The sequence below is a fragment of the Caldifermentibacillus hisashii genome (genome assembly GCF_039654145.1).
GTDB classification, from domain to species: domain Bacteria; phylum Bacillota; class Bacilli; order Bacillales; family Caldibacillaceae; genus Caldifermentibacillus; species Caldifermentibacillus hisashii.
On sequence record NZ_CP155467.1, the window covers coordinates 3,054,606 to 3,077,739 of the forward strand.

General features: G+C 35.2%; 27 protein-coding genes. 1 reads left to right on the forward strand and 26 read right to left on the reverse strand.

Features of this window, described 5'->3' with window-relative positions; genetic code table 11:
• Window positions 1-196: 196 nt before the first annotated feature.
• Together NSQ14_RS14920 and NSQ14_RS14925 are read right to left on the reverse strand one after the other, a co-directional pair.
• The gene (locus tag NSQ14_RS14920; protein ID WP_269919544.1) at window positions 197-706 is read right to left on the reverse strand and encodes a GNAT family N-acetyltransferase; all 510 of its coding nucleotides are present in this window, start codon (window positions 704-706) and stop codon (window positions 197-199) included.
• 331 nt (window positions 707-1,037) lie between these two features.
• Window positions 1,038-1,490: a GNAT family N-acetyltransferase gene (locus tag NSQ14_RS14925; RefSeq protein WP_216406778.1), complete on the reverse strand. Its 453-nt coding sequence runs from the start codon at window positions 1,488-1,490 to the stop codon at window positions 1,038-1,040.
• 428 nt (window positions 1,491-1,918) lie between these two features.
• Here NSQ14_RS14925 and NSQ14_RS14930 point away from each other — a divergent pair, with 428 nt between their 5' ends.
• Window positions 1,919-2,707: an MFS transporter gene (locus tag NSQ14_RS14930; RefSeq protein WP_326973659.1), complete on the forward strand. Its 789-nt coding sequence runs from the start codon at window positions 1,919-1,921 to the stop codon at window positions 2,705-2,707.
• Here NSQ14_RS14930 and NSQ14_RS18920 read toward each other — a convergent pair.
• From NSQ14_RS18920 to NSQ14_RS15045, 24 genes are all read right to left on the reverse strand, one after another.
• Window positions 2,645-2,986 carry a helix-turn-helix domain-containing protein gene (locus NSQ14_RS18920; protein WP_412097942.1) on the reverse strand — a complete coding sequence of 114 codons (342 nt, stop codon included), beginning with the start codon at window positions 2,984-2,986 and terminating at the stop codon, window positions 2,645-2,647. The genes NSQ14_RS14930 and NSQ14_RS18920 overlap by 63 nt on opposite strands.
• 15 nt (window positions 2,987-3,001) lie before the next feature.
• On the reverse strand, window positions 3,002-3,454 hold the full coding sequence (locus tag NSQ14_RS14935) for a hypothetical protein (RefSeq protein WP_326973660.1): 453 nt from the start codon (window positions 3,452-3,454) through the stop codon (window positions 3,002-3,004).
• Between the two features lie 273 nt (window positions 3,455-3,727).
• Window positions 3,728-4,420, reverse strand: coding sequence for an AIM24 family protein (locus NSQ14_RS14940; RefSeq protein WP_034772237.1), 693 nt, complete (start codon window positions 4,418-4,420; stop codon window positions 3,728-3,730).
• A gap of 481 nt (window positions 4,421-4,901) precedes the next feature.
• Window positions 4,902-5,606: a hypothetical protein gene (locus tag NSQ14_RS14945; protein ID WP_034772242.1), complete on the reverse strand. Its 705-nt coding sequence runs from the start codon at window positions 5,604-5,606 to the stop codon at window positions 4,902-4,904.
• A gap of 27 nt (window positions 5,607-5,633) precedes the next feature.
• The gene (locus NSQ14_RS14950; RefSeq protein WP_346216535.1) at window positions 5,634-6,050 is read right to left on the reverse strand and encodes a hypothetical protein; all 417 of its coding nucleotides are present in this window, start codon (window positions 6,048-6,050) and stop codon (window positions 5,634-5,636) included.
• Window positions 6,051-6,143: 93 nt separating this feature from the next.
• Window positions 6,144-6,329, reverse strand: a complete 186-nt coding sequence (locus NSQ14_RS14955) for a hypothetical protein (protein WP_346216536.1) — start codon at window positions 6,327-6,329, stop codon at window positions 6,144-6,146.
• 106 nt (window positions 6,330-6,435) lie between these two features.
• A complete protein-coding gene (istB, locus tag NSQ14_RS14960) occupies window positions 6,436-7,161 on the reverse strand; it encodes an IS21-like element helper ATPase IstB (RefSeq protein WP_108897602.1) in 726 nt (241 codons plus the stop codon).
• A complete protein-coding gene (gene istA / locus NSQ14_RS14965; RefSeq protein ID WP_216405330.1) occupies window positions 7,158-8,582 on the reverse strand; it encodes an IS21 family transposase in 1,425 nt (474 codons plus the stop codon). Before istA ends, istB begins: the two co-directional genes overlap by 4 nt.
• Before the next feature lie 78 nt (window positions 8,583-8,660).
• Window positions 8,661-8,852 carry a hypothetical protein gene (locus tag NSQ14_RS14970; protein WP_346216537.1) on the reverse strand — a complete coding sequence of 64 codons (192 nt, stop codon included), beginning with the start codon at window positions 8,850-8,852 and terminating at the stop codon, window positions 8,661-8,663.
• Window positions 8,853-9,024: 172 nt separating this feature from the next.
• Window positions 9,025-9,672 (reverse strand): hypothetical protein, encoded by a 648-nt coding sequence (locus NSQ14_RS14975; protein ID WP_346216538.1) that lies wholly within the window; start codon window positions 9,670-9,672, stop codon window positions 9,025-9,027.
• 359 nt (window positions 9,673-10,031) lie between these two features.
• Entirely contained in the window at window positions 10,032-10,886 is an 855-nt protein-coding gene (locus NSQ14_RS14980) for a hypothetical protein (RefSeq protein WP_095142630.1), read from the reverse strand.
• Window positions 10,887-10,990: 104 nt separating this feature from the next.
• A complete protein-coding gene (locus NSQ14_RS14985; RefSeq protein ID WP_095142629.1) occupies window positions 10,991-12,256 on the reverse strand; it encodes a hypothetical protein in 1,266 nt (421 codons plus the stop codon).
• Between the two features lie 648 nt (window positions 12,257-12,904).
• The gene (locus NSQ14_RS14990) at window positions 12,905-13,498 is read right to left on the reverse strand and encodes a hypothetical protein (RefSeq protein ID WP_346216539.1); all 594 of its coding nucleotides are present in this window, start codon (window positions 13,496-13,498) and stop codon (window positions 12,905-12,907) included.
• A 35-nt stretch (window positions 13,499-13,533) separates the two neighbouring features.
• On the reverse strand, window positions 13,534-13,746 hold the full coding sequence (locus NSQ14_RS14995; protein ID WP_346207541.1) for a hypothetical protein: 213 nt from the start codon (window positions 13,744-13,746) through the stop codon (window positions 13,534-13,536).
• Window positions 13,747-13,762: 16 nt separating this feature from the next.
• Window positions 13,763-15,154 (reverse strand): vWA domain-containing protein, encoded by a 1,392-nt coding sequence (locus NSQ14_RS15000; protein ID WP_346216540.1) that lies wholly within the window; start codon window positions 15,152-15,154, stop codon window positions 13,763-13,765.
• A 385-nt stretch (window positions 15,155-15,539) separates the two neighbouring features.
• Window positions 15,540-16,133 carry a hypothetical protein gene (locus NSQ14_RS15005; RefSeq protein WP_051989143.1) on the reverse strand — a complete coding sequence of 198 codons (594 nt, stop codon included), beginning with the start codon at window positions 16,131-16,133 and terminating at the stop codon, window positions 15,540-15,542.
• On the reverse strand, window positions 16,126-17,640 hold the full coding sequence (locus NSQ14_RS15010) for a hypothetical protein (RefSeq protein WP_346216541.1): 1,515 nt from the start codon (window positions 17,638-17,640) through the stop codon (window positions 16,126-16,128). The genes NSQ14_RS15005 and NSQ14_RS15010 overlap by 8 nt, the downstream gene beginning before the upstream one ends.
• 186 nt (window positions 17,641-17,826) lie before the next feature.
• Complete coding sequence (locus tag NSQ14_RS15015) at window positions 17,827-19,209, reverse strand: vWA domain-containing protein (RefSeq protein WP_346216542.1); 1,383 nt, start codon at window positions 19,207-19,209, stop codon at window positions 17,827-17,829.
• A 61-nt stretch (window positions 19,210-19,270) separates the two neighbouring features.
• Window positions 19,271-19,942, reverse strand: coding sequence for a pilus assembly protein TadG-related protein (locus NSQ14_RS15020; RefSeq protein ID WP_095142692.1), 672 nt, complete (start codon window positions 19,940-19,942; stop codon window positions 19,271-19,273).
• Window positions 19,939-20,349 (reverse strand): pilus assembly protein, encoded by a 411-nt coding sequence (locus tag NSQ14_RS15025; RefSeq protein WP_041846190.1) that lies wholly within the window; start codon window positions 20,347-20,349, stop codon window positions 19,939-19,941. The genes NSQ14_RS15020 and NSQ14_RS15025 overlap by 4 nt, the downstream gene beginning before the upstream one ends.
• Entirely contained in the window at window positions 20,349-20,795 is a 447-nt protein-coding gene (locus NSQ14_RS15030) for a hypothetical protein (RefSeq protein ID WP_346207551.1), read from the reverse strand. The genes NSQ14_RS15025 and NSQ14_RS15030 overlap by 1 nt, the downstream gene beginning before the upstream one ends.
• Window positions 20,796-20,820: 25 nt before the next feature.
• Entirely contained in the window at window positions 20,821-21,456 is a 636-nt protein-coding gene (locus tag NSQ14_RS15035; RefSeq protein WP_095142691.1) for a hypothetical protein, read from the reverse strand.
• Window positions 21,449-21,826: a hypothetical protein gene (locus NSQ14_RS15040; protein WP_095142690.1), complete on the reverse strand. Its 378-nt coding sequence runs from the start codon at window positions 21,824-21,826 to the stop codon at window positions 21,449-21,451. Before NSQ14_RS15040 ends, NSQ14_RS15035 begins: the two co-directional genes overlap by 8 nt.
• A 623-nt stretch (window positions 21,827-22,449) precedes the next feature.
• The gene (locus NSQ14_RS15045) at window positions 22,450-23,061 is read right to left on the reverse strand and encodes a hypothetical protein (protein ID WP_095142688.1); all 612 of its coding nucleotides are present in this window, start codon (window positions 23,059-23,061) and stop codon (window positions 22,450-22,452) included.
• Window positions 23,062-23,134: the final 73 nt, after the last annotated feature.

The following is a 23,134-nucleotide window of genomic DNA, read 5'->3' on the forward strand; positions in this document are numbered from 1 at the left end:
TCACCGTGTTTCCTTTATCTCATTGCGGGGCGCTCCAGTTTGTACGTCGCTAAGCGGGCGCTCTGCGCTTTTCTTAATGTATCTATTACTACCACACGCTTAATAAATTTCCCTCTATAGTTCTTTTTCTATCATTTCTAATACTTCATTGGTTGAAAAAATGTTATTGTTTTGTAGTGCGATCATCATGATCATTTTATAACTTCCGGAAATACCTTAACGAAACGTAATCTTCCCCTTCTGCATTACCATAGCTTGCACGTTCATGTTGAAAGACAAATCCCCTTGCCTCATAGAAAGGAATTCCCTTCATATTGCCCTTTGCAACGGAAACCCATTGTTCAGTAGCGTTAAACTCTTCTTTTTGCTGTTTCGTAATGGCGTCCAAAATCATTGTGCCAATTCCTTCATTGCGGCGACTCGGGTCAACATAGAGTACATAAAGTTCCCCTGTCGTTTCATCAATCATTCCGCCGCCACCGGCACCGACGACAACATTATTTTCAACAGCAACAAAATAACCGCCCCAATTACGGTCACTATGTGTCACTTCCTGTAAAATCCGTTCATGGTTATAAAACTCCTCTACAATTCTCTGAATACGTTCTTTCGTAAGCAGTTCTTGATACGTTGCCCAATATCCTTCTGTACAAACTTTTGCTATGCCTGCAACATGGCTTTCGTCTGCTTTACATATTTTTATCACTGAATTCTCCCCCGTCAATTAAAAATAACCAAATCCGCTTGCCGGACCGGTTGCCCCGTTCTAAATATTGTTCTTCTTCCGGCCGATAACGCTTGCTCTTTCAACAATGTAATCATCTAGGTGAAAAGCGGTATTTTAATTTCTGCTTTATAAAGTTGCTTGCTTAATAGATTGGCAGCTGTTGATTTTTCCGAGCGGTTAATACCCACAATCAATCTAGTTTCACCTTTTTAAAGCTTTTTCGAATTTTAACATTACTTCTTTAGCTATAGCTTTGATGTTTTCAAATATTCTATTAGAAGGATTTATCTACATACGAACCTTTTTACCCTTACAAATCCAATGCTAATCGCACCATATCCCTACATTGAATGCCATTTTCAAAAATTGGCTCAGGGTAATGCTTCACGAAATAATCGCGGTCAATTCCGGTTATTCGGAAGCCGCATTTTTGGTATAGAGCGAGCTGACCAATACTTGAATTTCCTGTTCCGACTTCGATGATTTCATATCCTGAAGACCTTGCTTTTTTTATGGCATCCATCACCAACCACTTGCCAATACCCAGCCCCTGTTCCTTTTCGTCAACAGCAATATTAACTAATTCAACAGTTGCCGGTCTAGTCCGTAATAGGATATAAACACCAATGATCTGGTTTTCTTTTTCAGCAATAAAGCATTCTCCCCGTTGAATATATTCCTGAACATGTTCCAAGGAAGGGTCTGCCAATAACAACAGGTCCATTGGTGGGGTTTCATTGATATTAAGTTTACGAATAATCATCTATCTATTTAACAAACCTCCTGATTAACCCATTTTCCTGTTCTTTTGTGCTGCACATTGCTGTTTTTTTAATCGGTTAAATTTTCTTGGATCATGATGCCTTGTTGCGGATTTTTCTCTAATCCGCTTAATCGATTACCTACCTGTTTCATTGAATTTATTTTTTGTCCACTGTCATCCTAATCAGTTTTTGCTTAAAATTTTTCACTTCTATCGTACTGTAAACGACACAAATCCATTTCAATAAATGATTATTCCTAAGAACAACGTCAAATAAACCATTCTCATTAAAATGGAATTTTTGCAGTGACCGGATTGTATCAATTGGTTAAGACGGTAACACCAACGAAATTTAACGAATGATAAGAAATTAGCAGAAACGTCTACTGATCCATCCGATCGAATGCAATTCAGTTTTGGAGGAAAACATGTTCGCATCACTCCCGTTGTACCCTCTTCAGGTAACTCCGAGGGAGACAGGGCGCAAAAACAAATGGTCTCTGGAAAACGCAAATGCTTGTAGAAATCCATTAAAAATCGACTTAATAGATGAAAAAAATGTCGCTCCTCGTCATAAAAAAATAAAAGCGGCTTTGTTTGCAATCTTTGAATTTGTTCATTGGGTTCGCAAGCAAGTTACTATAAAAAAATTATTTCTATTTACCTTTATCACAGTCTTTTTTAATACATGGGTATGGGAAGTTGGCATGCTACTGGCTTTATCCAAGATGAGTTCTGCAAGTGAACAACTCTATAGTATTTTACAAGGGTTGTTTGGGGGTATAGTTATTGTTACCAATATCATCATCCCATATTTTATAAAAAAAATGACACTGCGCCATTACTTCATTGGTTCGATTATCTGGGCTACCGGAATTACCTACTATGGTCTCCTTTATGATATTCCGCATTTTTTCATCGGGGCCGCCATTGTTGGTATTGGAATGCCGCTTGCCAGTTTAACACGGGTGTATATTGTTCAATCACTGGTACCGGAAGATAAAATGGGCAGAGCATTTAGCTTTAATGCTGTTTTATTATATTTTTCGAACACCATCTCACTTGCACTTTATGGTATTTTCTCCCTACATGTGTCCATCCAATTTTTAATGTGTGTGAGTGGTATCTTCATGTTGCTTGTCAGCTTGATAGGACTACTTTCTTCTATATATTTTACGAAATTCGGTCGGCGTTTTCCGATACATTTTCATAAATAGACGATTATAGGAAGAAATATTTTTAAACCCGTGTTCTAGTGCAATTGATAAAATGGATTCATCTGTATTGATTAATGAGTGCTGACTTTTAAACAAACGATATAATTGCAGCCAAGAGTATGGAGAAATCCCCTTCTCTTCCTTGAACTGATGGGCAAATTGATATTTATTTAATCCCGAAATGTTGGCCATCTGATCGAGTGACCAATCTTCTGTATAGTTTTCTTTTAGGGCATTGATTACTATATCAATATTTGTTTTCGTTTGAATCGTTGGCAGTTCCTTTTGATGAGATCATAAGCCAAATTGTAAGAGCAAGATAGTAAGCTGTGCTACACTATTATCCAAAAACAAATCATTCGCCGGTAGTTCTTCGGCTTCTTGTTGAATGAAATAATTATGGATAAAGGACGCCCACTGGCTAATCAGCGGGTGTCTAAATGCCTGTGCAGAAAACTCCGGCTCCGGTTGTTCAATACCTAATTGAATAGCTGCCTCCTTCACTACTTCCGGCTCAATTTCAATAAGAAACTTTTCCTGTATAACTTTTAGTTGTTTATGTGGTTCATTTGGGTTAAAAATAAAAAACTCTCCAGCATGAATGGTAAGATCCTCATAATAGGTCTGATATACACTTTTTCCAAAGAATGAAAAAATAAATTTATAACTTGTATCGTCTCGCCAATTACGTTCTTCTAAATGATTGCGCCGAATTAAGATTAAACCATTATTATTTGCTATGATCATCATCGATACTTCCAATCACGTTAATTTTATCTAGTACGACTGCCTTAAATTTTCTGTTTCATCTACTACCCTAGCTCGATTCAGAAAATGGATTAATCACTTTCCATCCAATTCCTACAAATAATTTCCTTAGCATCCACAAATGGACTCCGCCTATCAAGAGGAGCATGCGCTCATTCGTTTTACTTTCCACTTGCAGGATGTTTTTAAAAAATGAAAAGACCCTACCAGTATAATCTCTTTAATGTTACTCATCTTCTTCCCACATAAACTTTAATGACTTTCTTGAAAATACACTTCTTCATACGGTTGGACAATGACAAAGCCGTCCCCTTGGAAACGCATTTGGATGGACTCGCCGCTTCCTCTCCCAATAAAGGTTTTAAAGGAAACATCCGTTTGAAACTCCGGCTGCAGATTTCCTGACCAGGCAACTGTTGCATTTGGATCAGTTATAATTGGTTTGCCCGGTGTGACACGCAATGTTAACGGCTCATAATGGCTGGTAATCGCAATTAACCCGGTACCGGAACAACGGATATTAAACAATCCGCCCGCCAACATGCCGCTAACCCGCTTCATAAGCTTAATATCGTGTTTAATTGTTGTTTCCAATGCGAGTAAATCATTGCCATTCACATAGATGGACTCATTTTGTAAGTCCAGGATAATAATCTTTTTTCCGTCATCCGCCAAATACAATGTTCCTTGACCATTCGCCTTCATTAAAGAGGCTCCTTCTCCTGAAATCGCCTTTTTAAACATGCTACCTAGGCCTTGTTCCAATATTCCTTCACGTTCAAATTTAATTTTTCCGTGATAGGCAACCATGGAACCTGCTTTTGCCCAAATCTGTCCATTCAAATTAACTTCAAGAAGATGCGGAGTTTCCAGTTCAAATAATCCTTCCCCTTTATCCTCTTGTTCTGTTTGGCTCAAAAATTCGTCTAGTGAGTATTTACTCATGGCAAACACATCCTTTCATCATACATATATTTACGGATAACGGTTCGGATGTGTTTCAGATTTTTTTGCTAAGCGAAAAAATGATGAAGAACCGACCGTTTATCGAACTTGGAGCAGTCAATCTCCACCACCGCCTCCTCCATCTCCACCGCTATCCCCTCCGTCAGAGGAATCCCAACCGCCAAAACTAAAGAAACCCCCTGAATCATAGGAAGAGGAAGATTTGGATTTACTTGATTTCTTTCTTTGAGAGGAAGTTTTATATTTGCTCCGTCTTCTTTTTCTTGATAAAAGCAACCGAAAGAAAAGAAAATAAAGAATCACAGCACATCCTAAGCTAAATAAGGCCGCGTCTACATCATCTGTCCGTAAAAAGTCGATTATTAGAAAAAACCAAAAAAAGATAAAAAGATATAAAAATATTATTCTAAAAAAATGATATATTTTTCTCATGGCTGCCCCTTTCGATATGTTCATAATTTTAATGCAATTTTTTCACCGGCACATGTTCCTCCAATTCTTCAAACCAATCATGAAAACGGCAGGTGGTATAAATCGTTAGTAACGGGAAAAAGATTAAATTTAACAGCAACTGTCCGAAAAAAATAGATAAATAGTCTGAAGATACACCTGAAATGCCAAGCAATAATATTGAGCTGAATAAATTGTCGATAAGTCCCATGGCAAGTATAATCAATAGGATTTTAAAAAAGTGCTTTTTAGCTAACCTGAAAGCCGTGCCCAGAGAGCGAAACGGATTTTGTTTTTTATAAATCATAACGTAAGGAGTAAAATAAAACAATATAAGAACAATTATTCCGGGTAGCACAAATAAAGTTATCCCAATAACAATAAGTGAAATATACAGGATGGCAAATAAAAACGCCATAAATCCATATTTGAAAAATGTATGGTAACTCGAACTGAGCTGATTTTCCTCCCCGTTCAACTCCATCTGTATGAACTTGATCAACGGAATTTGAACAAGTACAAAAAAGACCATACTCAAAAATAAATTCGTATAATCCCCAAAAATTTCAGCAGGTGTATAACTTACATAATAATAAACGACATTCGAAGTAAAACCATGTACAAGCAAAAAAGGCAAGCATATCGTTAATGCTAATAACGTGATTTTCCAAAAATTATTCACATACAGACTAAAGGTCTCTTTTACATATTCCATCCTCTTCACTCCAATACATTGACATAATTAAGGATTCCGGCAATCTCTTAATAAGTTTCTTTTATAATCGTTTTCAGCCATTTGATGAATAAACTGAACGTACTCATCTGTACTAAGTTCTCCTCTCGTTTTCGTGAAAAAGTTTCCTTGAAAATCTTTTTCAAATCCTTCAAGGGATTTTATTAAATTTGCCTTTGCTTCCTTACCAAATATTTTTTCAAGCTTTTTCGCCATTTTTTTGGCTTTAAACCTTTCAAATAATATATAATTCCCTTCATCATTTAGATAAGTGATTATTTTTTCCGCATGATGCAAGTTATTAAAAACGTAATTAAATTCACTATATATTAATCCATCATATTTTTTGATTAAACTTCTTCCCCTTAACCACAGTTCTTTTGTTAATGTCTTTGATCGGTCATAGATTTCGTTATCAATTTCCAAAATAGATTGGTATATATCATTGAAAAGAATCGTATTTTTTGCCTGTATTGTTAATGTATTTATTATAATGTTTACTGAACTTTGTACAGGAAATTACATACTTTTATTTTGCTGAAGGAGCTGAATTAGTTCTTCAACATATTTTTTGCTTCTTTTCATCACTTTTTTTATCACGTTTGTAGCAGCAATTGCAGTTCCATTATGTGTCAAAAAGAAATAAGCAATTTCCACACCTTCCTGTTTATTTAAGAGACCTCGGTTTGAGGACAAGACAAGCATTCCTTTCCCCTCTTGATACTTTTTATATAAAATATAGTAATAAATGTATTTTGCAATAGAAAAGTGCAGAGAAATGCAATTAAAAATGCAGAGGTTTGCCACCCATTTAATTCCTTTTCGACAATGCGTGGGACAGTCTATAGCTCTCGCCATGAAAAGAGATGATATGGGCGTGATGAATTAGCCTGTCCACTAACGCTGCTGTTAATCGAGAATCTGTAAAGATCCGGTTCCATTGACTAAATTCTAAGTTAGATGTAATAATTACGCTTTTCTGTTCATAAAACTCCGATATAATTTGGAATAATAATTCAGCTCCTTCTTTACTAAATGGTAAGTATCCCATTTCATCTAAAATGACCAAATCAACCTTCTCCATCCGTTTTCTAAATGCTGATAAACGGTTGTTACGTAAAGCTTGCTCTAATTCCTCAACTAGGTGGGCAACACGGTAAAAACGAACCTCAAAACCTAGTTCACAAGCTTTTCTCCCTAGTCCTGTGGCTAAATGAGTCTTCCCTGTCCCGGGTGAACCAACTAAAACTACATTTTCTCGATTCTCAATAAATTGTAGGCTACACAAATCCTCTTTGGTTAAGTGAGGAGGGAACCGAAGTTGTTCGGTCCACTCGTAATCATGTAAACTCTTTTTATCTAAGAACTTCGCCTTTTTTATCAAGCGGATCGCTCTCGCTTTTTCTCTTAATCTTATTTCCTCCTTAAGTAGCCTATACAAGAATTGTTCCGGAGTTTCAAACGGTATTTGCTCGTATACATCCGCAACATAAGCTAACCTCAATGACTTACACAATTCTTTAATGTCCTGTTTCAATTGACAGCCTCCTCTCTAGGAGTTAATGAATCGTATTTACTCCAGTCCACTTCATAAGGATTATTATCACTAGGTAGCTTATCCTGTGCAATTAATTCATAGAACTCTTCATTAATCTTCTTCATGTCATGAGAAACTAATAAACTAGCTAGAGCTTCTAATCGTTTTCGTCGAATAATTAAATTATCTACCAACAAAAATTCTTTAATTCTTCCCGGTAAATACTTATTATAGCGCGAATATTCTACAACCCTTGGTTTATGAATCCATGTTTTAATTATTGAAAGCCATGGTAAAGCTTTTCGCTTTTTCATATATGGCCGATAGTCATCCAATAATATCTCCCCATTAGGTGAAACAATCTTTAATTGATCCCATGTTAATATCATTTGTAATTGACTATAGTTGCCACCCTTAGGGACATGAACCAACGTCTGATCCACTTTCACTTCATTATATTTGTTTACTTTAACAAGATGCTCTTTAAATACAGGATAGGGCTTTTCCGGTAATGCTAGAAGATAATCCCGTTCTTCCTGCCATAAGTCCTCAATACGTACGTTTTTGGCATAATGAATTCTATTTCTGTCCGCCTCTAATTTATGAAATAATTGATCAGTTAAACCCTCATAGCTGTCCATTATTGGAGCTGAAGTAAAAAAGTTATAGCGTATATATCCAACTTTATTCTCAACATTTCCTTTTTCATGGCCACTTCTTGGATTGCATACCTGCACATCAAAGCCATAATAATTCTGAAATTGAACAAATTCATCAGTTAATTGTGCTTCTTCATTTTTTGTCCTTTTTTTCTTCACAGCGGGGGTCAAATTATCGATTCTTATCCTTTTAGGTACTCCCCCAACCTGTTTAAAAAGAATATTGAGACCATGTAAGAAGCATTCTTGATTTTCAGCTGGTAACGGTACTGCAAATCCAGCATTACTATGAGGAAACGTCATAACTAAAGCATGAATATCCACAATTTCTCCATCTTGTACAGCTTCCATTACTCCAAAGTCTACTTGAGCTTCACCCGGAGGATGTTCTAATCTTTCATACCCTTTATCCTTTTCTTCTTGGTGAGTATTCATCCATTCAGAGATAAAGTAACAAACAGTACGATAAGAACCTTGGAAACCCATTTTCTTTAGTTCTTCAAATATTTGTTTCTTTGTTCTTCTTAATTTTTTCCTTAACTTTAAATCCTCAAAAAGCCAATCTGAAACAATTACTCCCCACTTTTCCTCATACATCATCCCTTTCTTTTTAAATGATTTCTGTTTAGGGAGTTGATCTTCATCCGCATACTTCTTAGCTGTTCGCCAATTAATTCCCATTGTTCTTTGTATTTCTGAAATAGATAAACCTTTGTTATTTCTTAAATGTTTGATACAATTAATATCAGACATTGCTAGCATCCTTTCTTACCTCCACTACCAATTGCTTGACACAATTACTGTAGTGGGACTTGGGGTGACTGGCAAGTCTTTTTTTGTTTATGCACAAAAATTTAGTGCAGGACTCTGCATTTTTCCTTTGCAAAGCTCTGCACTTTTATTTTGCCATACACAGTAATAAAATTCTTCATCTGTTTCGGTATATTTAAAAACGTAAGGGTAAACCTCATATTTTTCATTTTCCCGTTTATATTTTTCGGCTATTTCTTGAAATTGCTGATTTAATTGCATTTACTGACACCTTCTTCTCTTAAAACCGAGCAATGATTTAAGTCACTCGCCTATTTCTCTAAACTGCGTCAACATCAATTAAAAATAGAAAGGCATTACATAAAAATTCCCATTACTTTTCGGATTTTACATTTAGCGTCCGTATTCACTTTATTAACATTGAATATCTTATTCAAGGATTTCGGCAAATTTCTAATAAATTTTTCTTATATTCATATTCAGCCATTTGATGAATAAATTGAACGTATTCATCAGTACTAAGTTCACCTCTTGTTTTCGTGAAAAAGTTTCCTTGAAAATCTTTTTCAAATCCTTCCAAAGAATTTTGTAAATCTTGTTTGGCCTCTGCACCATAAAGCTTTTCCATTTTTCCTGCTATTTTTCTAGCTTTGAATCTGTCAATGAATGAAAAGTGTCTTCTCTCATTTAAATATGACATAATTTTTTCTGCCTCGGGAATATTATATATTACTTGCTTTACTTCACTGTACACTAAAGCATCATAATCCTTTATTAAATTCCTTCCCTTTTGCCATAATTTTTCCGTTAATACTTTTGTACCCGTGTGAATTCTTTGATCTAATTCCAGTAAATCTTGATAAATTTGATTTATACGTTCTGTATTTTTTGCTTGTAATGTTAATATATCAATAACGATATCTATTGAACTCTGTAACGGCTTTAGCAAATGTCTGTTTTTCAAAAGTAGTTCCATAAGTTCTTCCACATACTCTTTACTTCTTTTTCTATTTTTATTTATTACATGATTTGCCGCATTTGCAGTTCCGTTATGTGTTAAAAAAAAGTAAGCTATTTTCACTGCCTCTTGTTTATCAATAAGTCCACGTATAGAAGAAAGGACCATATTTCCTTTTCCCTGTCGGTATTTCTTATAAAGGATATAATAATAAAATTCTTCATCTGTTTCGACATATTTAAAAACGTAAGAATATACCTCGAATTTTTCATTGTCTTGTTTATATTTCTCGACTATTTCTAGAAATTGCTGGTTTAGTTGCAATTACGGACACCTTCTTCTCTGAAAATCCAAACAAATTTAAGTCCACAGCCTATTTTACTGCCAAACTTTTTTCATCTTTTGTTGACCTTTTTTATTGTTTCAACTTCTCTTTAATCTTCTTTTTGCTGTTTTACCAACTTTGAGTAGAGCTCGAGAAATTAAGAATTTCGGCAATCCCGTAATAAATTTCTTTTATAATCTTCTTCCATCATTCGATTAGTGACTTGAATATATTCCTCAGTGTTCAGTTCTCCTCTTTGATTGGTAAAAAAATTACCTTGGAAATCTTTTTCAAAGTCTTCTAATGATTTATTTACCTTTTCCTTTGCTTGTTCATTAAACATTATTTGAAGTTGTTTTACTACATTTCTTGCCTTATATTTTTCAAGGAAACCTAGATTCAATCGGTTTAGATAATCTATTATTTTTTCGGCACTCTCCCAACTTTTCAATAGGGTTTTCAATTCTTCATACATTGTTACATTATATTCATGAAGTAAATTTCTTCCTTTTTGCCAAGCCTCTTTCGTTAACACATGTGTTTTTCTCTGAATATGTAAGTCGAGTTCTTTAATTTGATTATAAATATCATTTACTTTTCTCGTATTCCCTATTTGCAATTCTAACGTATTATTAATCATATGATAGGAATCAGCTAAGTGTCTATTTGTTAAAATTAAATCCTCTCCTTCTAATAATTTTGATTTGATTTTTTTAACGGTTTCAACCTTCCTTTTCCGAACCTCTGACATTGGCCCCAGAGCAGCAGAAACTGTACCATTATGGGTTAAAAAGTAGTAAGCAATTTCCACTGCTTCATTTTTTGGAATCAATTTTCGGGAAGAAGACAGGATGATATACCCTCTCCCCTCTTGGTAATATTTATAAACAATATAATAAAAAAATTCGCTATCTGACTCATGAAATTTATATACGTGTTGATAAATTTCATATTTCTCTTTTTCTTTTTGTCTGTCTTCTATTAGCTTCAAAAATTCATGACTAATTTTCATCTGCACTTCCACCTTAATCATAAATAAGTAGGTATTACATGAAAATCCCCATTTGTTTTCGGCTCATTAATCTGAATTTCTTAATCATGTGCTTGTTTTCTTACTTAAAATCCGAACAATGATTTAAGTCCATCGCCTATTTTACTACCAAGATCACTTACTTTTTTACCAACCTTTTTAAATGTTTCAACAGTTCCTTTTATGATTTTTCTACCTGTTTTTGACTTATTAAGCCATTGTAAACCGGTTCCTGCAGCCCACAGGACGGCACCTGTCACCAATAAAACTCCACCAACTACTTCTGTTGCCGGTGTCGGTATCGATGCACTTATAACCCCTGCGCCCATTAACGTCTCACCAAAACTGGAAAAAGTTTTTCCAGCTAAATCGGTTTTCATTTCAAAATTTGTTTCATTTTGCCATGCATGGAAATTTGTACCTGTTTCATATGCAGAAAAACCTAGGCCTACGGTAGCTGTTGCAATATTAAATTTGGAAAGGGTGGTCATGGGGCCTGTGGCTGTAAATAATTGTTTCGTTTTTGCTAATAATCCAAATTGACTTTGGGCACCAGCAATGGATTGATAACCTTGAATCGCGGTTTTAACATTTTGAAAACCTTGGGTGGCATCTATCCCTTTCAATACCCCATCAAACGCATCACCGGATAGCTGAACGTAGCCATTTCCCGTTCCTTGCCCGACCAATTTATACCCGGAGACTAGGAAGCTTTTCCATGTACCTGATTTTCCAAACTGATAATTTCCATTTGAATCCAACACCTCTCCTACTAATTTAACTTGTTGTCCAATTGCATCATTGACAACGTATTTTATTCCTTCATAAAAACCCGGGCCTTCAGCATTTGGATTATATCCGTAATTCTGGTTATTCTTTCCAGATTGTGTAGATGTACTATTTTTATATTTAGTATATTGATCAATAATGGATTGGCTATCCTTCGAGTTAGGTGGCATTTCTGAATAGGTTCCATCTTTATCAGGCTTATAGATTGAATAAGTCCCATCCTCATTGGGCACAACAATCGTCCCATCCGGCATCATAACGGGAGCAGTAGTACCGTCAATTGGTGCGCCATTTTGTTTATTATTTACGTTGGTGCCTTGATTTCCATCACTCCACTGATTATCTCCAGTATTTGGGTTCCCCGGTTCAATGGGGTCTCCCGGCTGAAGTGGATCGCCCGGCAGAATAGGCTTCCCAGAATCAATAGGCTGACCCGGGGAAAGCGGAGTTCCCGGAGTGATTGGTTTCCCCGCGGTAAATGCCATTGTTGAAAAAGGGGTAGTTAAAAACATTGTTAACAGCACAATTACAACAAATAAAAATTTTCTAACAAATCTCCCCATATTTTCCCTCCCCTTTTAGTTTCCATCTCTTCCGGCGAAATAAAGAATGATGACATGGCTGACAACTCAATTTTAATGTAACTCCGATCCATATTTCGTTTAATTTCTTCCCAATTAAATTTCCTCCTTTTTTATACTAAAAAAAAGGAAAGTAATACACAAATCCCAACACAAAAACGGTAAAACTCACCTAGAAAATATTTGCATATTCTCCAATAGGTAATTTAGCAAGGTCCGTATACGTAGAGGCAATGGCTCTACTTGAATATTTTCTGTTGTTTTTTTCACTTCTTTGTTTTCATTTTGGTTTGCTGAGAACTATCTACATTAGTTTCTGTTGCTTCCTCCAGATTTTCTTCTGCCTTCTTGTTATCATTTGAATTGCATCCATATTAATCAAAAAATACTATACCCTTAAATTAAAAAGTGACTGAGCAACTAAAATTTCTATTGATTTTACGTACAAGCGGTGTTTGTTAAGCAGTGGATCTTGGTTCATCTCTTGAATAAAATGCCTGTATTCCTCCTTAATTTAGTCCTCTATATCCGGGTCAAATAAATACTAATTGCTATTTAAAACGTGAAACATACAATTCCAGCTTTTCGGTGAGGCGGTAACACATTGCAAACCGCCTACTTCCATTTCATTTAAAGGGAATCCATCTCTTCCGGCTTGATGAGAAAAGCCGGCAACATAAACAAACAGAAAAGAGAAATAATATAAGCAACTGCCCCCATTGCCATAAATTCAATGTACTGTTCTGCTATTGTCGTCCCCTCTTGACTAGTAAATATCATAATGAAGGGAAGAATGATGATAACAATAAGAAATAATATATGGAAAATCCTCCCACCCTTGGAATCAAATGGATCTTTAAACATTTTGCCAATTTTCCATTTTGATAGGTGGGTGACAATAAATAATAATAACCATGTGACCACAAAAAGAATCCATAAATGACTTTCCCCAATCCAAAGTAATCGAATAATCGGTTGTGCACCTACAAATGCCATCATAAAAATCATACCGTAGCTCATTATCGAAAAATATCTTTTACTATCTGTCATTGTCAGCCAAGCATAAGCAGTTCGAATGATAAAGAACATAGCAACAGTTGTATTAATTAACCAAAATTTTGTACTCCACTCCGGTAATGCACTAAATAATAAAGCAAAAAATAAATTAAATCCAATTGCTGAAACTAATTTACTTTCTTTAAATGTAAGTCGATTATTATCCAAAGATACCACCTATTTTCTAAATACAGATTTAAAATTTAGACCCTAGAATTACCCGGTTCATATACTTTGCCTGGTATAATAAATGTTCCTCCCTGAATCGGTGCACCCGGGGTAATTGGTTTCCCCGGGACAATGGGTGTTCCCGGAGTAATATATGCAAAGGCACTTACAGCCGGAAACACCGTCCAAAAGATTAGCATAGAGGCTAGCATTAAATATAAAATTCTTTCAAGTTTCCTTCCTCTCAAATAATCTCACCCCAACCTATTGGGTATTGGTATTGTATTTCTCCTGTAACTGGTTAATTGCTTCGTTATAGTTCTGTTCATTTAATGCTTTAAGTTCTTCTTTGAATTTTTCTACCTCACCATTAATCCATTGGTGGTACTTGGTATTCTTTTTAGTTAGGTATTCATAGGACTCTTTACTAAAAAGTTTGTCCTCATACAGTTCGCTAAGTATTAAATAAATATTCACTTTTTCATCAGTAGCTTTACTTCCCTCATCAGTAATATAGTTAAAAATGTCTAAGCTATTTGAAATTTTTTGTCCTTCAAGATGTTGTTGACCTTTTTCAAGCCATTCTTGCCATTGACTGGTTAAATCATTTAATTTCTTCAACTGTTCCTGAAGTTCGCCCTCATTAGTTACTGTTTCATATATACCGTCCGTTGCTGCTGCAATTTGTTTTAATTGATTTTGTCCTTCACTATCTACATCAAATCCAATAACATTTATGATTGGGGATATATTTGATGAATACAAATCTTTAGCCGCTTCAATCGGCTGATCTTCACATGTATCAATTCCATCACTGACTAAATAAACGATATTTGTATTATTGGCTCCATCAAAGGATGCTAAGTCATTTTTCGCTTCCCGCAAGGCTAAACCAATCGGCGTCCAGCCGCTTGGTGAAAATTTGTTAAGTGCTGCTTGGAACTCGCCTGCATTATAATTCGATATTGGATAGACAAGTTCACTGCTGCTACATGACAATGCTTTGTCAGCGTCTGAACCTGTTCCCTTATGACCATAAACCCTGATTCCAACTTTCGCATCTTTTGGTAGTTTACTTACAAATTTAAGAATTGATTCTTTCGCAGAAGCCATTTTCTCTCTTCCGTCAATTTTTTGGGCCATACTACCCGATGAATCAATGATAAATATAACATTTAGATTTTCTTTGAATTGATATCGTGAATTATCGGAATCCGGGGCACCGAAGAACTCAAATTTTAAACGATTAATTAGATTTTCCGGTCCCTCATAATCTTTTTGCAGTTTTCTTAATAGTTCACGATAAAAATAGTCTAATTCCTTCTTACTTGGATTTCCGGATATATCCGGTAAATTACTTATAATCTTCTTTCGTTCATTATCAGATTCAATTTGTTCAATTGTAATATTTGCATATTCTCCAATAGGTAATTTAGCAAGGTCCGTATACGTAGAAGGCAATGACTCTACTTGAATATTTTCTGTTGTTTTTTTCACTTCTTTGTTTTCATTTTTGGTTTGCTGAGTACTATCTGCATTAGTTTCTGTTGCTTTCTCCAGTTTTTCTTCTGCCTTTTCCTTATGATTAGAATTGCATCCATATAAAACAAAAAATAATATGGCGAGTAGTGTAAGATATTTGATAATTAACTTCAAAATATACTCATCCTTTTCTGTCTAATTTTAGAATGACAAAAAGTTCGTAAGGCATTTCTAAATTCTTTATACAAAAATATTAGCTTATCAATTCTGTAATCCTGTTGGAATGTTTTTGAAATAGGAACACCTAACTTCACCCTTAAATTAAAGAGTAATTGAGCAACTAAAATTTCTATTGATTTTACGTACAAGCGGTGTTTGTTAAGCAGTGGATCTTGGTTCATCTCTTGAATAAAATGCCTGTATTCATCCTAAGTTTAGTCCTCTATATGCGGACAAATAAATACTTATTGCTTTCATTAAAAATTTAGAACGTGAAACATACAATTCTAGCTTTTAGGTATGGCGGTAACAGATTAAGAACCGCCTACTTCCATTTCATTTAAAGGGAATCCATCTCTTCCGGCTTGATGAGAAAAGCCGGCAACATAAACAAACAGAAAAGAGAAATAATGTATAGCACTGCCCCCATTGCCATAAATTCAATGTACTGGTCTGTTATGGTCGTCCCCTCTTGACTAGTAAATATCATAATGAAGGGAAGAATGATGATAACAATAAGAAATAATATATGAAAAATTCTTCCACCCTTGGAATCAAATGGATCTTTAAACATTTTGCCAATTTTCCATTTAGATAGGTGGGTGACAATAAATAATAATAACCAAGTGACCACAAAAAGAATCCATAAATGACTTTCACCTATCCAAAGTAATCGGATAATCGGTTGTGGGCATACAAATGCCATCATAAAAATCATACCGTAGCTCCCAATCGAAAAATATCTTTTACTGTCAGTCATTGTCAACCAAGCATAAACAGTCCGAATGATAAAGAACATGGCAACAGTCGTATTAATTAGCCAAAACTTTGTACTCCACTCCGGTACTGCGCTAGCAGCCGAGGCAAAAAATAAATTAAATCCAAAAGCCGAAAGTAATTTACTTTCTTTAAATGTAAGTCGATTATTATCCAAAGATACCACCTATTTTTTTAAACCCCGATTTAAATTTTGAACCTATCCAATTACCTGCTTTTCCAATACCATCGTAAGCTTTTTTAAATCCTGTTCGAATGCCTCTTTTTACCGATTTACCAATATCCGAGTTCATTATGAAATAAGTTAAAATGCCTGTCGCTAAGCCTGCTGCTGCCCCTGCAGCTGTACCTAATCCAGGAACTACAGAACCGCCAACCATCCCGACTGCAGCACTGGATGCAACGGATGATATAAATGTTGTCCCAATTCCAATTGTTGCATCTGTAGAGAGATCCGCAAAGAATTCTGAAGTAAATAATTTTGACTTTTTAGGGCCAAGTGTATAATCATTCAAGGTTTGACCAAATGTGAAAATAGTGTTTACGAATCCATTCCCTTTTAATAACTTAGAAGGTTTAATAAAATCTTTATTAAATGTCCATTTTGATTCAATCTTTGGAACTTTATGCCCCTTCATTTTGACCTGCTTTTCTTGCTTAAAAAAAGGAAACCAATTATCTCTAATACTCTTTTTAAATGTCTCTTTGAATCCCAGTAATCCCTTATCCCTAAGGTATTGTTTTCTTTCAAAAGAGTTATAATTTCGTTTATTGTCTTTTATGTCTGAGGAAAATTTATCAAGTAGTTTTTGTTTAAATTTCCCTTCTACTTTTCGGTTTCCTAAATATTTATACTTATGACCGCTTTTATATTTTTCATTTTTAACAAACTTATATCCTGCCCCATGAGCAACTATGCCTTGTGCAATTGAATCTCCAGCAAAATAAAAATCCAGCCCCCACCTTTTGACTGTTTTTGCCAAATTTAATCCCGAATCAATGGTCTTGTACAACCAAGATGTTTCATTTTCTGAATCACTTGTATTTGGACCGTTACCGGGCAAAGATGTATTTCCATTACTAGGTCCTTGGCCTCGACCTGTAGCTGTTCCACCATTTGGGTCTTGACCACTATTAGTTGCTGTCCCGCCATTTGGACTCTGACCACCATTGATTGCCGTGCCACCATTTGGGCCCTGGCCATCATTGATTGCGGTGCCACCATTCGGACCTTGACCTCCATTGATTGCGCTACCGCCATTCGAGCTCTGACCTCCATTGATTGCCGTGCCACCATTCGGGCCTTGACCTCCATTGATTGCCGTGCCACCATTCGGGCCTTCACCGCCGTTAATTGCCGTACCACCATTCGGGCCTTCACCGCCGTTAATTGCCGTGCCGCCATTCGGGCCTTGACCTCCATTGATTGCCGTGCCGCTATTCGGGCCTTGACCTCCATTGATTGCCGTGCCGCCATTTGGACCTTGACCGCCTTGTATCGCAGTTCCCCCAAGCACCGGATGTCCCAATACCGGAGGCGCATTTGGTATGATAAAAGTTCCGTATGTTAAGGGAGTCGCTGGAACGATAGGCTGCCCGGAGATTAATCCGGAAGAACCACTGACACTATCTCCGCCCTTTACAGCTTTACCCGGTTCATACACTTTGCCTGGTATAATAAAGGTTCCCCCCTGAATCGGTGTACCCGGGGTAATTGGTTTCCCCGGGACAATGGGTGTTATGCAAAGACACTTACAGCCGGAAACAGCGTCCAAAAGATTAGCATGGAGGCTAGCATTAAATATAAAATTCTTTCAAGTTTCCTTCCTCTCAAATAATCTCACCCCAACCTATTGGGTATTCGTACTAGAAATATATTTACTCTCAAGTTTATTTATTGCTTCAGAAAAACTTTTTTCATTTAATGATTCTAATTCTACTTTAAATTTTTTTATCTCTTCTTGTATCCATAAATGATAGTCTTTATGCTTGGTTTCTAGATATTCAAGAGATTCGTCACTCATACGACCAGCTTCATGTAATTCAAATAAAATAAGATCTATTTTTATCCCTTCCTTTAGTGCTTTCCCTTCCTCGTGTGTAATGTATGAAAAAATGGCCAAGTCGTTTTGTATTTTTTTAGATTCAATTTTTTGCTTTCCCTGCTCTAACCATTCTTTCCATTGTTCTGCCAAATTACTTAAATTATCCAGTTCCTTTTGCAATTCCCCTTCATTTGTTACGGTACCGTAAATTCCTTCAGTGGCAGCGGCAATTTCTCGCAATTGGTTTTGGCCTTTACTATCCACATCAAATCCAATGACATTGATAATTGGGGAAATATTAGACGAATATAATTCTTTAGCCGCTTCAATCGGTTGATCATCACATGTATCAATTCCATCACTGACTAAAAAAACGATATTTGTATTATTAGCTCCATCAAAGGATGATAAGTCATTTTTAGCTTCCCGCAAAGCCAATCCAATAGGCGTCCAGCCACTTGGTGAAAATTTATTGAGTGCAGCTCGGAACTCACCCTCATTAAAATTCGATATTGGATAGACAAGTTCACTGCTGCTACATGACAATGCTTTGTCAGCGTCTGAACCTGTTCCCTTATGACCATAAACCCTGATTCCAACTTTCGCATCTTTCGGAAGTTTATTTACAAAATTGAGAATCGAATCTTTCGCTGATGCCATTTTCTCTTTTCCATTAATTTTTTGAGCCATACTGCCAGATGCGTCAATAATAAATACAACATTTAAGTTATCTTTAAATTGATAACGGCTATCCGTATTTTCCGGGCTGCCTAGTGCCTCAAACTTTAATCGGTTAATGAGATTTTCCGGACCCTCATAATCCTGTTGCATTCTTTTTAGCAGTTCTCTATAAAAATAATCTAATTCTTTTTCACTTGGGTTTCCGGATATATCAGGTAAATCACTAAAGACCTTTAAAATTTCCTCTTTTGAATTTTCTCCGGATGTGTCCATATTGTAATACTTACCAATTGGCAATTCAGCCAGCTCCTGATATGTTGTTGGTAATGGTTCCACCTTTATATTGCCATTAACCGCTTTCTCTTTCCTTTCCTTTTTTACCGTCTGTTCATTTCCCGGTGTAGATTTATCTTCTGTTTCGTTACTTTCCTTGGCGCTATCATTACTGCATGCACTTAGTAAAAATAGAAGTAGTGCGGAAACAAGAATACTTTTAAAAATTTTCATACCTAGACACCTCCCTTTTAAAAATTTTTTAAGTAGAATTAGTTATCTAGCTAAACTGACACTAATCTAGCGGATAAGTTGCCTCTCCCCACCCTAAGCGATGAACAAAATCAAGTTTTGGTCCACTCCCCTTTTGAGGAATATCACTGACTATTTTTCGTAAAAACTTTTCCTGCTCTTGCCCTTCGAAGTGAACTACGGCTTTTACTTGGACACGCTCATCTTTAAAAACAGTTATTTCTGATTTACTGGTATCCCCGTTATTTCTTTGGATTACATCTGCTGCTACTTGCCTTATGTCTGTTAATTTCGTACGAATTTTATCTGTAATATATGTTTCAAGCATTTCGTCTAAGCCGGGTAATTCCGCTTCAACCACCTGGTCAATCGCTTGGATGGCCGCCTCATTTCGAGAGTAGCCCACTGCCAATAAGTTAGTTTCTTGTTGGTCAATTTTATAAGAAAGCTTTTGCTCTTCAGGAAATACTCCTAGTGGGTTTGCTTCTAAAAACTTTTGAATTTGATATTGGTCATAATCACTTACGGCTTCCCGAATCCCATCGTATAACACATCCGTTGCCGCAATACTCGCTTGTTCTGCTGCATTTGAAGCTTGTTGCTTGGTGACAAACACACCACTGATATTAATAATTAAAACCAGCATGAGTCCCATGATAAAAACAATCCAGATAATATAAAAACTTGCATTTCCACGTTCATCTAAATTCTTCATCTCATCACCCGGCTCGCCGTTTCTTCTTTAAAGTCAATGGCCGTCGTCTTTTTCCACTCTTTAGGAACAAAAACAAGTTGATGCTTTAAATCCATCTTCACTTTAAAGTCCTCCCCTACTGGCATCGTAGGATCACCACTAACCGGTACCACTTCAAATTTCTCCAATAATAAGACAGAACTTTTTCCAATAACCTCTTTCGCTTTATTTTCCGCTTTAAGTTCATCTTCTTCCAAAGCAAATACTTTTGCCGCCTCATTTGCAGCTGTTTTTGCGGTCATAAGTGCATACCCCGATGCAACAACCTGCCAAAGCAACAAGAAAAGCATAAAATAAAACGGAAGAATCCCGAGAAATTCAAAACTTATTGCACCTTCTTCATTTTTTAACCGTTTTTCCCTTTTCATCATAAATTTCCCCCGGCATCAACTAAACGATTAATTTTATATTGGAGATACCAAATATGAAACAATACTAATAAAACCGGACTAAATATTTCTTCAACTTCTTCCTCAAGTAACTCTTTTAATCGAAAAGTTGAATAATACAACAAACCTAAATAAAAGAATGAACAAATCGTATCCAATGAATCAAAGAAATTTAATCCTAAATCCGTTAAAAAAGCCCCTCCTAAAAACTGGTAAATAAACGAAACAACAAGAAAAATGATAAACACCCACCACCATTTAAAGGGAATATAATTTTGTTCACGCAGCCGGATAATGTCTTTTTTCCTGCTTAAAAACCAGTATCCAATATAAATACCTAAAGTTAGGACAGATAGAAAAACAACAAAAAAAACATTTGTTTTTTTCATATATATCATTTCATTCTTTTCAATCTCAGGCTCCATAACGATTCCCCTTAAAATATATTTTTTAATCTTGTTGATATTTTATCGTTAAATAAATGTAAATGAACGGAAACAGCAATGCATTAATTAGTGAACGCAATATAATGTAAAAAAACAAATTATTTTCAAATCCTTGGACAATGTACAGTGCACCTGACCAAACGAACACATTTAAGGAAACAATAATTAACAAATCAATTAAAATAAATATATTTTCCTCTTTAACTACTTTCCATGCAGATCGTAATGAATCCCGAATCGATTTCTTCTGTATAAATAATGGCATTAATAAGATCATTGACAATCCGATAAAAGTTGGAATCAATAATAAAAACGAACCATAAACAGATAGAATATAAAAGATGAAAGTAAAAATGAATATATACCCAAAGTTGTTTATGAACGCCTTAAACATAGCACTCCATTGATAAGATTGATCATTTAAATCATGCCAGGTTATAAAAAAGAATGGTGGGAACAGAACTGTAAAATTTAGAATAACAAAGAAAAAAATTGGAATATATGGTTGTTCAATATTCAACTCATACATATATTGACCAGCTAGTAATAAAAAAATCGTAACTGGTATCACTAGAATACAAGAAACAATAATGATGTTGACTAAGTTACGATTATAAATATCTAATGTATCCCTAATCATCATTGGTCACCTGATTTCGTTTCGTAATTTGTAAAAAGATAAATGTTGTTATCAATGATGTTGTGGTACTTATTACTAAACTATTATTTACACCATCAGGATTAAAAAGAACATTTACCCCTAAAACATAATTCGCAGCAAAAAAATTGAAAAGAGTTAATATTATACTTGCTAAATAGCTGGAAAAATATGGCGTCTTTGGATTCCAAATAGGAGCTGTAATTCCGGTTACGACATAAGTAACTAAGAAAATAATGGAAACTACTAAAAATTCGTAATTAATTTGTAATAACCCAATTAAAAATGACACTACTAAGGTACTTATTAAGGAAATTCCTACTGTACTAAACAACCCTTTTAAACTGAACATATACAATCCTCCATTTAGTAACATTTTGATTGCTTTCTGCTAAATGGAATCACTTAGCTTTACAAAAACTATCTAAAATATTATGTGTAGCATCTTAATGAGAGGCCATTTTTTATTTCCTCCCCTTTTTATCGATACTTTTTTTAATTCATGAACTCTTTTAGGATGAATTAAAAATACAGGCTATATAAATTGCCATTGTAGTGACCATAATATAAGATAAAAGAGAAAAATAACTTTACTATGATTCTGATGTTTTCTCCAAAAATGGAAAAACAAAATCAATGCGACCAGTGCAAGTACTTCATTAATAATAAATAGCATACAAGAACCTTCCGAATCCAATCAGTGGTATAATAAAGGTTCCTCCCTGAATCGGTGTACCCGGAGTAATATATGCAAAGGCACTTACAGCCGGAAACACCTCCCAAAAGATTAGCATGAAGGCTAGCAATAAATATAGAATTCCTTCAAGTTTCCTTCCTTTCAAATAATCCACCTCAACGGCAATATTCTATTCTTCTAATGCCTTAGTTGTTTAGTTGCTCTGGATTAACGTACTTATCGTGAAAACTTCAATTTTATCAAACAATCCTTTTAGACGAAACCTTTTAAATTCCCAATTATTTACGAATGCTTTTTTTCTTAACATTACTTCCGTTTCTCATCTCTTCAATTTTATGGGGTTTGATTAACATAATGGGACTAATAAACAATAACAATAACGAAAACAAGTAACAAACAATGGCAATCGGAAAAGCCTCAGGTATTTCTGCATAAAGCGTAATCCGATATACAATCGATCCAAGGCCGATGACAACACCAGATATTACCCAAACAAAAATTCCATATTTTGTTGGTTTAATAAAACCCATTGCAGTCTTTTTCGACAATGGAAAAGATGCAATAATGATAGTAATTAATACGAATATTTGTATCCAAAAGGTACTTGTTCCATAGAACATCCTAAATATTGGTTCAACAAAGAAAATAGATAGTACAATCATTAACACGTAAGATAGTAAAGAAAAATAACGAACACTAAAATCCCTATTTTTCCTCCAGAAAATAAGGGACAAGATAAAAGATAGAAATGCTATAAATTCATTTATCAACGCTAATGTCCAAGATTCTTTAGGAACAAAGCTTGTAAAGAATCCAATCATTGCCATAACTAAATTTGTTGAGATAATTTTACTCTCTTTAAACGTGACAATTCTTTTGTTTGATATCAAATATATCACCTTACTTATCATTTTTGAGATAGCTAATCTTATGTATCGGGTTTGAAACTTTGTCGAGTGATTT

Excerpts from the sequence above, each read along its gene's own strand:
- NSQ14_RS14925 (WP_216406778.1), bottom strand. The coding sequence starts at position 1,490 with ATGATTATTCGTAAACTTAATATCAATGAAACCCCACCAATGGACCTG.
- NSQ14_RS14930 (WP_326973659.1), top strand. The coding sequence starts at position 1,919 with ATGTTCGCATCACTCCCGTTGTACCCTCTTCAGGTAACTCCGAGGGAG.
- NSQ14_RS14935 (WP_326973660.1), bottom strand. The coding sequence starts at position 3,454 with ATGATCATAGCAAATAATAATGGTTTAATCTTAATTCGGCGCAATCAT.
- NSQ14_RS14940 (WP_034772237.1), bottom strand. The coding sequence starts at position 4,420 with ATGAGTAAATACTCACTAGACGAATTTTTGAGCCAAACAGAACAAGAG.
- NSQ14_RS14945 (WP_034772242.1), bottom strand. The coding sequence starts at position 5,606 with ATGGAATATGTAAAAGAGACCTTTAGTCTGTATGTGAATAATTTTTGG.
- NSQ14_RS14955 (WP_346216536.1), bottom strand. The coding sequence starts at position 6,329 with ATGCTTGTCTTGTCCTCAAACCGAGGTCTCTTAAATAAACAGGAAGGT.
- istA (WP_216405330.1), bottom strand. The coding sequence starts at position 8,582 with ATGCTAGCAATGTCTGATATTAATTGTATCAAACATTTAAGAAATAAC.
- NSQ14_RS14970 (WP_346216537.1), bottom strand. The coding sequence starts at position 8,852 with ATGCAATTAAATCAGCAATTTCAAGAAATAGCCGAAAAATATAAACGG.
- NSQ14_RS14980 (WP_095142630.1), bottom strand. The coding sequence starts at position 10,886 with ATGAAAATTAGTCATGAATTTTTGAAGCTAATAGAAGACAGACAAAAA.
- NSQ14_RS14985 (WP_095142629.1), bottom strand. The coding sequence starts at position 12,256 with ATGGGGAGATTTGTTAGAAAATTTTTATTTGTTGTAATTGTGCTGTTA.
- NSQ14_RS15015 (WP_346216542.1), bottom strand. The coding sequence starts at position 19,209 with ATGAAAATTTTTAAAAGTATTCTTGTTTCCGCACTACTTCTATTTTTA.
- NSQ14_RS15020 (WP_095142692.1), bottom strand. The coding sequence starts at position 19,942 with ATGAAGAATTTAGATGAACGTGGAAATGCAAGTTTTTATATTATCTGG.
- NSQ14_RS15025 (WP_041846190.1), bottom strand. The coding sequence starts at position 20,349 with ATGAAAAGGGAAAAACGGTTAAAAAATGAAGAAGGTGCAATAAGTTTT.
- NSQ14_RS15030 (WP_346207551.1), bottom strand. The coding sequence starts at position 20,795 with ATGGAGCCTGAGATTGAAAAGAATGAAATGATATATATGAAAAAAACA.
- NSQ14_RS15035 (WP_095142691.1), bottom strand. The coding sequence starts at position 21,456 with ATGATTAGGGATACATTAGATATTTATAATCGTAACTTAGTCAACATC.
- NSQ14_RS15040 (WP_095142690.1), bottom strand. The coding sequence starts at position 21,826 with ATGTTCAGTTTAAAAGGGTTGTTTAGTACAGTAGGAATTTCCTTAATA.